Source organism: Flavobacterium sp. GNP002 (assembly GCF_054343795.1).
Map to the genome: position 1 here is coordinate 1,386,682 of NZ_JBTGUW010000001.1, position 10,199 is coordinate 1,396,880.

A 10,199-nucleotide genomic window follows, 5' to 3' on the forward strand; every position below is an offset into this window, starting at 1 on the left:
TTCAGAAAATGAAAGTAACCATAGACGGTCAAAGCATAGAAGTAGAACCAGGAACAACAATCCTGCAGGCAGCACGTATGATAGGTGGAGAAGTAGTTCCGCCAGCGATGTGCTATTATTCTAAACTAAAAGGTAGCGGTGGAAAATGCCGTTGTTGTTTAGTGGAAGTTTCCAAAGGAAGTGAAGCCGACCCAAGACCAATGCCTAAATTAATGGCATCTTGTGTAACCGGTTGCATGGACGGAATGGAAGTGAACAGCAAATCTTCACCGAGAGTAACCGAAGCCAGAAAATCAGTAACTGAGTTTTTATTGATCAATCACCCATTAGATTGTCCAGTTTGTGACCAAGCTGGTGAATGTGATTTGCAAAATTTAAGCTTTGAGCACGGGAAATCAGAAACTCGTTTTATCGAAGAAAAAAGAACTTTTGAGCCAGAAAATATTGGTCCAAATATTCAATTGCACATGAACCGTTGCATCCTTTGTTACCGTTGCGTAATGGTGGCAGATCAGTTGACTGACGATCGTGTTCACGGAGTAATGGATAGAGGAGACCATTCTAATATATCGACTTGTATTTCTAAAGCGGTTGATAATGAGTTCTCTGGAAATATGATTGATGTTTGTCCGGTAGGCGCATTGACTGATAAAACATTTAGATTTAAATCTAGAGTTTGGTTCAGTAAGCCTTATAATGCACACAGAAATTGCCCTACTTGCTCTGGAAAAACTACCGTTTGGATGTTTGGTGACGAAATCCAACGTGTTACCGGAAGAAAAGATGAGTACCATGAAGTAGACGAATTTATTTGTAATGGATGTCGTTTTGACCACAAAGACATAGCTGATTGGACTATTGAAGGACCAAGAGCATTCGAAAAAGATTCGGTTATCAACCAAAATAAATACAACAGAAAATTACAGAAAGTTGAAATCGCTACCGAAGATCATATTCTTTTAGGTAGAGAAGAAGACCGTAAGAAAATAAGCATGGTCGAGATTCCATTGACCGAAGAAGACATTATTAATCAAAAAAGCTTGGGTAATAATGGATAGTACTATTATCATAGAAAAAAGTGTCATTATTGTTGCAGTTTTTGCTTTAACAATGTTGATGGCAATGTATTCCACATGGGCTGAACGAAAAGTTGCCGCTTGGCTTCAAGATCGCGTTGGACCAAACAGAGCCGGCCCTTTTGGATTGTTTCAACCGCTTGCCGATGGTTTGAAATTATTCTCGAAAGAAGAATTTGAACCAAATACACCAAACAGATTTTTGTTTTTTGTAGGTCCTGCAATTGCTATGAGTACCGCTTTAATGACGAGTGCCGTAATTCCTTGGGGAGACAGACTGCATTTGTTTGGAAGAGATATTTTATTACAGGCGACTGATTTAAACATTGGGTTGTTATACTTTTTCGGAGTTGTTTCAGTGGGTGTTTATGGAATCATGATTGGTGGATGGGCATCTAATAATAAGTTCTCTTTGATGGGTGCGGTTCGTGCCGCTTCGCAAATGGTATCTTATGAAGTTGCCATGGGACTTTCGATGATTGCTTTGTTGATGATGACCGGAACGTTGAGTTTAAGAGAAATTTCGGCGCAACAAGCAGGTATGAACTGGAATGTATTTTACCAACCGTTATCTTTTATTATATTTTTAATTTGTGCTTTTGCAGAAACAAACAGAACTCCTTTTGACTTAGCGGAATGCGAAAGTGAATTAATTGGAGGATATCATACGGAATATTCATCAATGAAAATGGGATTTTATTTATTTGCTGAATATGCGAATATGTTTATCTCTTCCACGATTTTAGCGGTTTTATTCTTTGGAGGATATAATTATCCTGGAATGAGTTGGGTTGTTGAAAATTGGGGTGTAAATATTGCCAACATTTTAGGATTTGGTGCTTTGTTTATCAAATTGTGTGGATTCATCTTTTTCTATATGTGGGTTCGTTGGACTATTCCAAGATTCAGATATGACCAATTGATGCATTTGGGTTGGAGAATATTAATTCCATTGTCTATCATTAATATTATAATTACTGGAATTGTAATTTTGCGAGCAGAAATTGCTACTTATTTAGGATTTTAATTAGTACCGAAAAAGCCCTAGCCCTGATAGCAGTGGAAATCCTTTATTGTTTTTTCTTTAAAAAACAATAAAGATTGAAACGGATAGCAGGATTAAGCTTCAAATAAAAATAAAAAATGTCAATAGAAAGTATATCCTTATCGGGAAGAAAAAAGCAAGTCTCTAACAAGGAGATGACTTTTTGGGAAAGAATGTATCTTGTTGCGATTGTCAAAGGTTTGATAATTACAATTCAGCATTTGTTTACTAGAAAAGTAACGATTCAATATCCGGAACAAGTACGTGAAATGAGTCCGGTGTATCGCGGTCAGCACATGTTAAAGCGTGATGAACAAGGTCGTGAAAACTGTACGGCTTGTGGTTTATGTGCATTGTCTTGTCCTGCGGAAGCGATTACGATGAAGGCTGAAGAACGCAAAGCTGACGAAAAACATTTGTACAGAGAAGAGAAATATGCATCGATTTATGAAATCAATATGTTGCGTTGTATTTTTTGTGGATTGTGTGAAGAGGCTTGTCCGAAAGATGCAATTTACCTGACGACTTCTAAAGTATTGGTTCCTTCCAGTTATGAAAGAGAAGATTTTATCTTTGGAAAAGATAAATTGGTCATGCCGCTTGAAATGGCAATGAAAAACGCTCAACTTAAAAACGCTAACTAATGTCTACGATACTTATTATTTTTTGTGTATTGGCTGCTATCACATTAGCAACCGCATTTTTGACAATTTTTAGCAAAAATCCGATTCACAGCGCTATTTATTTAGTGATTTGCTTCTTTTCAATTGCAGGTCATTATCTATTATTGAATTCTCAATTCTTGGCGATAGTTCATATTATTGTCTATTCTGGAGCGATTATGATTTTGTTTTTATTCACCATCATGTTGATGAATTTAAATGAGGAAAGAGAAGTGCACCGACCTAGAATTACACGATTAGGAGCTATTGTTTCTTTTTGTTTAATCTGTTTGGTTTTGATAGCTATTTTCGTCAATTCAAAACCTATTGTTGGAGAATACGTAACTACCGGCGAAGATTATCAGTCTATAAAAGTATTGGGTAAAATCCTGCTGAATGAATATATGGTTCCGTTTGAATTTGCTTCTATATTACTTTTGGTTGCTATGATTGGAACTGTGTTATTGTCTAAAAAAGAAAAATTGCAAAAATAAGATGAACAATATTTTAAACCACATTGGTATTGAAAATTATATATTCCTAAGCGTAATACTTTTTTGTATTGGCGTTTTTGGAGTGTTGTACAGACGAAATGCCATTATCGTATTTATGTCAATTGAAATTATGCTGAATGCAGTAAACTTATTGTTTGTAGCATTTTCGACCTATCATCAAGATGCGCAAGGACAAGTTTTTGTGTTCTTTTCGATGGCTGTTGCTGCGGCGGAAGTTGCGGTAGGATTGGCAATTCTGGTTTCTATTTTTAGAAATTTAGGTTCAATTACTATCGATAATTTAAAAAACTTAAAAGGATAAATGGAAATGAATACCAATATAGCTTTAGTTTTAGTTCTCGCTCCTTTTTTAGGATTTTTAATCAATGTTTTCTTTGGCAAAAGCCTTGGAAAATCCCTTTCTGGAATAATCGGAACGCTTTCGGTTTTGGTTTCTTTTATTGCAACTGCTTATTTCTTTGGTGGAATTGCAGCGCAACCGGAAGGAATTCGTATTTCACTTTTTGACTGGATTCAAATCAGTAATTTCAATGTTGATTTTGGATTTCAATTGGACCAATTGTCTATTTTATGGTTGCTTTTTGTAACTGGAATTGGATCTTTGATTCATTTGTATTCCATAAGTTACATGCACGATGATGAAAATATGCACAAGTTTTTCGCGTATTTGAATCTGTTTATATTCTTCATGATTACATTAGTAATAGGAAGTAACTTATTAGTATTGTTCATCGGATGGGAAGGTGTAGGTCTTTGTTCGTATTTGTTAATTGGATTTTGGCATAAAAACCAAGAGTACAATGACGCTGCTAAGAAAGCATTCATTATGAACCGTATTGGTGATTTAGGGTTGTTAGTTGGAATTTTCATTCTTGGGAATTTATTCTCAACTTTAGATTATGCTACTTTAAAAACGGCTATTGGCGGTGCAACAAATCTTGATATGTATTGGCTGTCTGTTGCTGCTTTCGCTTTATTTATTGGAGCTTGTGGTAAATCAGCACAAATACCATTGTATACTTGGTTACCGGATGCGATGGCAGGTCCAACACCGGTTTCAGCATTGATTCACGCGGCTACGATGGTAACTGCAGGGATTTTTATGATTACCAGATTGAATTTCTTATTTGATTTGACTCCGGATGTTCAATCGATAATTGCAATTGTTGGAGCTGTTACTGCTTTAGTTGCTGCTACGATTGGATTAGTTCAAAATGATATAAAGAAAGTTTTGGCTTATTCTACCGTTTCTCAATTGGGATTGATGTTCTTAGCTTTAGGATTAGGCGCTTATGAAGTGGCTGTTTTCCATGTAATCACGCACGCTTTCTTCAAAGCTTGTTTGTTCTTGGGTTCAGGTTCTGTTATTCATGCTTTGCACGGAGAACAAGATATGCGAAATATGGGTGGCTTGAAAAAAGCAATGCCAATTACGTTTGCAACAATGTTGATTGCTTCTTTAGCGATTTCTGGAGTTCCATTATTCTCAGGATTTTTCTCGAAAGACGAAATCTTATTAGTGGCTTTCCATCATAATATTCCGTTATGGGTTGTGGCTTCGGTTGCCTCTATAATGACTGCTTTTTATATGTTCCGTTTAATGTTCTTAACGTTTTTCCAAGAATTCAGAGGAACCGCAGAACAAAAACACCATTTGCACGAAAGTCCTTCATTGATTACCATTCCTTTGATTGTTTTAGCAATTTTGGCTACCATCGGTGGTATGATTAGTTTGCCTGGAAATAGTTGGTTGAATCATTATTTGATTCCAATTTTACCAAAATTAGCTACCGCTGAACACCATTTAGGAACTACTGAATATATCTTGATGGCTATTGCCGTTGTGGGTGGATTAGTAGGAATTGGTATGGCTTACGCCAAATACATCAAACAAAATACAGTTCCAACAGAAGATGCTGCTATTACAGGATTTTCTAAAGTGCTTTACAATAAATATTATGTTGATGAATTTTATGACGCTATTTTTGTTAAACCAATTAATTTCTTGTCTCGTTTTTTCAGGGACACTGTAGAAACTGGTTTGTCAGCTTTAGTTTTTGGATTCGGAAAAGTTACCAACGAAATAAGTTACCAAGGAAAGAAAATACAAAATGGAAGTATTGGTCTTTATCTTTTTGTTTTCGTATTAGGGCTTTGTGCCATTGTTTCTTATTTATTTTTAGCTCAACAATAATCATATATCATGAATGTATCTCTAATATTAATTATACTTTTGGTTGGTGCGTTTGCAACTTTTATTGCAGGCGATAAACTGGCTTCAAAAGTGGCTTTGTTCTTTGGGTTAGCTGCTGCAGGCGCTTCTATCTTATTATTAAATCACTATAATTTAGGTGAAAACATCAGTTTCATCAACCAGTGGATCACACAACCTAATATTTCTTTTGCTCTAAAAGCAGACGGATTATCAATGGCGATGCTGTTATTGACCACAGTTTTGACTCCAATAATCATATTTTCTTCTTTTGGGAATGACTATAAAAATTCAAAATCATTTTATGCGTTAATCTTGTTTATGTCGTTTGCAATGGCAGGAACATTCTTGGCATCAGATGGTTTGTTGTATTATATTTTCTGGGAATTATCATTGATTCCAATTTACTTTATTGCTTTAATTTGGGGTAACGGAGACGCTGAAGAACGCAAAAAAGCGGTAGTGAAATTCTTTATTTACACACTTGCAGGTTCTTTATTTATGTTAGTGGCTTTTGTTTATATGTATCAAAAAGCAGGAAGTCTTTTATTAGAAGATTTATACAAATTGGACCTAACAGCAACGGAACAATTATGGATATTCCTGGCTTTCTTCTTAGCGTATGCCATTAAGATTCCATTAATTCCTTTTCACACTTGGCAAGCAAATGTGTATCAAAAAGCACCAACTGTTGGGACAATGCTTTTATCTGGTATCATGCTAAAAATGGGATTGTACAGTGTTATCCGTTGGCAATTGCCATTGGCGCCATTGGCAGCCAAAGAATACATGTATATTTTCATTGGACTTGGAATTGCAGGTGTGATTTACGGATCTATCGTTGCATTGAAACAAAAAGATTTAAAGAAATTATTAGCGTATTCTTCTTTGGCTCACGTCGGATTAATTGCAGCTGGAACATACACCTTGACATTAGACGGATTGCGTGGTGCAGTTTTACAAATGATTGCTCACGGTTTTGTAGTTGTTGGATTGTTTTATGCCGCTGAAATTATTTTCAGAAGATACGAAACTAGAGCCATTGCTGAAATGGGCGGTATTCGCACACAATCACCAAAATTCACTTCGATGTTTTTGATTTTGGTTTTAGCATCTGTTGCCTTGCCAACTACTTTTAACTTTATTGGAGAATTCACCGTTTTATACAGTCTTTCACAAATCAATATTTGGTTTGCCATTTTAGGAGGAACAACCATAATTTTAGGAGCGTATTATATGTTGAAAATGTTTCAACATGCAATGTTGGGAGAAACCAATAAAAAGCCTTTTGCTGATGTAACTGTCAATGAAGGAATAACATTGGTACTTATAATTGGTGTTTTGTTCTTTTTTGGGATGTATCCAAAACCAATTACCGATTTGATTACGCCAAGTCTGGAAGAAATTCTTAAAGTGATCCATAGAAATTAGGATTTAGGATTTGAGATTTAGGATTTTTGTGGGATGACTAAATAGGAAGATTTTAACCATGACTAAAGAGCAATTAAAAAATAGGACGAAGCAATTTGCATTGGATGTTTTTAAATTCTTAATGAGGTTAAATAAAACTAAAGCTGTCGATGTAGTTTCATACCAGCTTTTTAAATCGTCTTCATCAGTAGCTGCTAATTATAGAGAGTTTGTAGAGGTAAATCTACTGCTGATTTTTTAAATAAATTAAAAGTAGTAGATGAAGAAGCTGATGAAAGTTTATTTTGGTTGGAGTTTATAAAAGGATTAGAAATAGAATGTGACAAAATTGAGCTTGAAAAATTAATAAAAGAAGCTGATGAATTGGTCGCAATTTTCTCAGCAGGGATAAGAACAATAAAAGAAAAAAATAATATAAAAAATTAAGTTTCAGGTAAAAAGAATTAGTCGGTTTTTAAATCCTAATTCGTAAATCCTAAATCAAACAATCAAAAAATGAATACATTAATAGCTATAATAGGATTAGGTGTTTTATGCCTTTTATTTGAAATTTTTAATTTAAGGAAAGCCATTGTTCCAATAACAATACTTGGATTATTGGGAGTGCTGGGTTTAACCATATCTGAATTTAATTCTACGGAGAGTTACTACAACAACATGATAGTTGTGAGTAAATTTTCAAGTACTTTTTCGTCTTTGTTTATCGTGCTTACTATTTTCTTGGTGGCTTTAGGACATAATTTTTACGAAAATCATCAGTCTAAAATCTCTGATTATATTGCCATAAAAATATTTTTATTGGCAGGAGCAGTAGCAATGGTTTCTTTTGGAAATTTAGCAATGTTCTTTTTAGGAATCGAAGTATTATCAATTGCGCTTTATATTCTTGCGGCAAGTGACCGTATGAATTTAAAAAGTAACGAAGCGGGAATGAAGTATTTCTTAATGGGATCTTTTGCTTCGGGTATCATTCTGTTTGGTATCTGTTTAATTTACGGAGCCATGGGAAGTTTTGATGTTACTGAAATCAGCGAATTATCACAATCAGCTGAGTTGCCGGTTTGGTTCCCAATAGGAATTGTATTGGTAACAATCGGAATGTTATTTAAAGTGGCTGCAGTTCCATTCCATTTCTGGGCACCGGACGTTTACGAAGGTTCTCCAGCGTTGACAACAGCGTTGATGAGCACTTTAGCCAAAGTAGTTGCTATGGCAACTTTGTACAAATTATTATCAGTAATGAATGCTGATGTTTCTGAGTCATTCAAAATGGTAGTTGTTATTATTTCTATGGCTTCGATGACCGTTGGTAATATTATGGCATTAAGACAAACGAATGTAAAACGTATGTTGGCTTTTTCAGGGGTTTCTCATGCTGGTTTTATGTTGATGACTTTGTTGAGTTTGTCTACATCAGCAGGAAGCTTGTTGTATTATGCCTCAGCGTATTCTTTATCTGGAATCGCAGCTTTTAGTGTTATTTTATATGTTTGTAAAAATAGAGATAATGAAGATGTTGTAAATTTCCACGGTTTAGGAAAAACCAATCCATTGTTAGCCGCTATTCTTACGGCAGCTTTACTTTCTATGGCTGGTATTCCAATTTTCGCAGGATTCTTTGCTAAGTTGGTTTTGTTTAATCAAACGATTCAAGCGGGTTATTTGGCTTTAGTAATCGTAGCGGTCGTGAATTCTATTATTAGTGTTGGTTACTACTTCAAATTGATTTTAGCGATGTACACTAAAGAGCCAAACGAAGAACGAAAAGGAACTCCGGTTATCATTTACGCAGTTGCTGTTATAGCAATTGTGTTGAATATCGCATTAGGGTTGTTCCCTTCATTTATTTTGGATTTATTGGCATAAGCCTAATCTTTATAATTATACAAAAACCATCAAGAGCAATTTTGATGGTTTTTTTGTTTAAAGGTATTTACTCATTTTGAATAAATATTTACTATTCCAGTATCTATAATTAAATACTAAAACTCTAAAAGCTAAAAACTGAATTGATTAATTTTGTATTACAGAATTAATTTTGAATTTAATTATAGAAAGTAAGATGGGAAATACATTAAAAATACAAATCTGGTCGGATATTATGTGTCCGTTTTGTTATATCGGAAAAAGAAGAATTGAAGATGCTTTACAGAATTTTGAACATAAAGAGGCTGTTGAAATTGAATGGAAAAGCTTTCAGTTAGACGCTGGCTTTGTTGCTTCTCCTGGTGATAACTTGGTAGACCATTTAGCAGAAAAATACCGAAAAGATAACGATTGGGCACAAGAGATGCTTGTTAATATGACTCAAAATGCTAAAAATTCAGGATTGGATTTCCATTTTGAAAAAGCGGTTATGGCCAATTCCTTGAATGCACATCGCTTGTTGCATTTGGCGAAAAAATACAATTTGGCAAATGACTTAGAAGAATTATTGTTCAAAGCCTATTTGACGGATGGCAAGAATATAAATGATTTGGATACATTGAGAGCATTAGGACAGGAAGTAGGACTGCATTCTGAATCCATCGATGAAGTATTGCACTCTAATGCTTACGCCAATGAAGTGCAGCAAGATATTGATGAGTCGCAATTTATCGGTGTTCAAGGTGTTCCCTTCTTTGTTTTCGATAATAAATATGCGGTTTCGGGTGCGCAACATGTCGAAACATTTGTGAAAACATTAGAGAAAGTATGGGAAGAAGGTAAATTTGATTCTAAAGTTACGGTGTTGAACACTACTGATGGTGACAGCTGTGGGTTAGATGGGTGTGATTAAATGTAGAATATTACTTTTTTTTAGTGTTTTGAGACTATATTCTATTAGTCGACACTTTCTTGTTATTCATCGAATAATATTTCTATGTATTTCTTATTAATATTAATTTTATCTCTGTTTAAAGGCTTCTTAAAGGGTTCAAGTAGTTCAAATGATTGTTGAATAATAGGCGTCAGTTTGCAATTTGGCATATTTATACCAATGGGATTTATAAATTAGTCCAATTGTAGTATTATTTTTTTTACCTTGGATAACGTTTTTTAACGTTTATTGTATGCACTTTAACGTTTTTTTTTAAAAAAAAAATGCCTGCTTTAAATAATTGTCAGAAAAAAAACTATTTTTGTTTATAAAAATCAAACCATTAACTCTTTTTTAACGTAAATGAAAAAGAATCGGTTTTCGTAAAGTGTATTTTTTTACTTTACTTAGGGATTATACAAAATATTATATATACAACATTCAATAAATAGCAACCT

10 protein-coding genes and 1 pseudogene are annotated in these 10,199 nt (G+C 34.4%); all 11 read left to right on the forward strand.

Annotated features, from left to right (window positions below; all coding sequences use genetic code 11):
- The first annotated feature begins 8 nt into the window (after positions 1-8).
- The gene (locus tag ACXX80_RS06210; RefSeq protein ID WP_315211021.1) at positions 9-1,058 is read left to right on the forward strand and encodes an NADH-quinone oxidoreductase subunit G; all 1,050 of its coding nucleotides are present in this window, start codon (positions 9-11) and stop codon (positions 1,056-1,058) included.
- Positions 1,051-2,103 carry an NADH-quinone oxidoreductase subunit NuoH gene (nuoH, locus tag ACXX80_RS06215; RefSeq protein WP_458552443.1) on the forward strand — a complete coding sequence of 351 codons (1,053 nt, stop codon included), beginning with the start codon at positions 1,051-1,053 and terminating at the stop codon, positions 2,101-2,103. Before ACXX80_RS06210 ends, nuoH begins: the two co-directional genes overlap by 8 nt.
- 116 nt (positions 2,104-2,219) lie before the next feature.
- On the forward strand, positions 2,220-2,765 hold the full coding sequence (locus ACXX80_RS06220; RefSeq protein ID WP_315211019.1) for a NuoI/complex I 23 kDa subunit family protein: 546 nt from the start codon (positions 2,220-2,222) through the stop codon (positions 2,763-2,765).
- Entirely contained in the window at positions 2,765-3,277 is a 513-nt protein-coding gene (locus ACXX80_RS06225) for an NADH-quinone oxidoreductase subunit J family protein (RefSeq protein ID WP_315211016.1), read from the forward strand. Before ACXX80_RS06220 ends, ACXX80_RS06225 begins: the two co-directional genes overlap by 1 nt.
- 1 nt (position 3,278) lies before the next feature.
- Positions 3,279-3,599, forward strand: a complete 321-nt coding sequence (gene nuoK, locus ACXX80_RS06230) for an NADH-quinone oxidoreductase subunit NuoK (RefSeq protein ID WP_066079401.1) — start codon at positions 3,279-3,281, stop codon at positions 3,597-3,599.
- 6 nt (positions 3,600-3,605) lie between these two features.
- Positions 3,606-5,492 carry an NADH-quinone oxidoreductase subunit L gene (gene nuoL / locus ACXX80_RS06235; protein ID WP_458552445.1) on the forward strand — a complete coding sequence of 629 codons (1,887 nt, stop codon included), beginning with the start codon at positions 3,606-3,608 and terminating at the stop codon, positions 5,490-5,492.
- Between the two features lie 9 nt (positions 5,493-5,501).
- Positions 5,502-6,941: a complex I subunit 4 family protein gene (locus ACXX80_RS06240; RefSeq protein ID WP_458552447.1), complete on the forward strand. Its 1,440-nt coding sequence runs from the start codon at positions 5,502-5,504 to the stop codon at positions 6,939-6,941.
- Between the two features lie 58 nt (positions 6,942-6,999).
- Positions 7,000-7,182 (forward strand): four helix bundle protein, encoded by a 183-nt coding sequence (locus tag ACXX80_RS06245; protein ID WP_458552449.1) that lies wholly within the window; start codon positions 7,000-7,002, stop codon positions 7,180-7,182.
- A 29-nt stretch (positions 7,183-7,211) separates the two neighbouring features.
- Positions 7,212-7,367: pseudogene (locus ACXX80_RS06250) on the forward strand (four helix bundle protein); the annotation flags it as partial.
- A gap of 69 nt (positions 7,368-7,436) precedes the next feature.
- Positions 7,437-8,807, forward strand: a complete 1,371-nt coding sequence (locus ACXX80_RS06255) for an NADH-quinone oxidoreductase subunit N (RefSeq protein ID WP_458552450.1) — start codon at positions 7,437-7,439, stop codon at positions 8,805-8,807.
- A gap of 196 nt (positions 8,808-9,003) precedes the next feature.
- Positions 9,004-9,720, forward strand: a complete 717-nt coding sequence (locus ACXX80_RS06260; RefSeq protein WP_458552452.1) for a DsbA family oxidoreductase — start codon at positions 9,004-9,006, stop codon at positions 9,718-9,720.
- Positions 9,721-10,199: the final 479 nt, after the last annotated feature.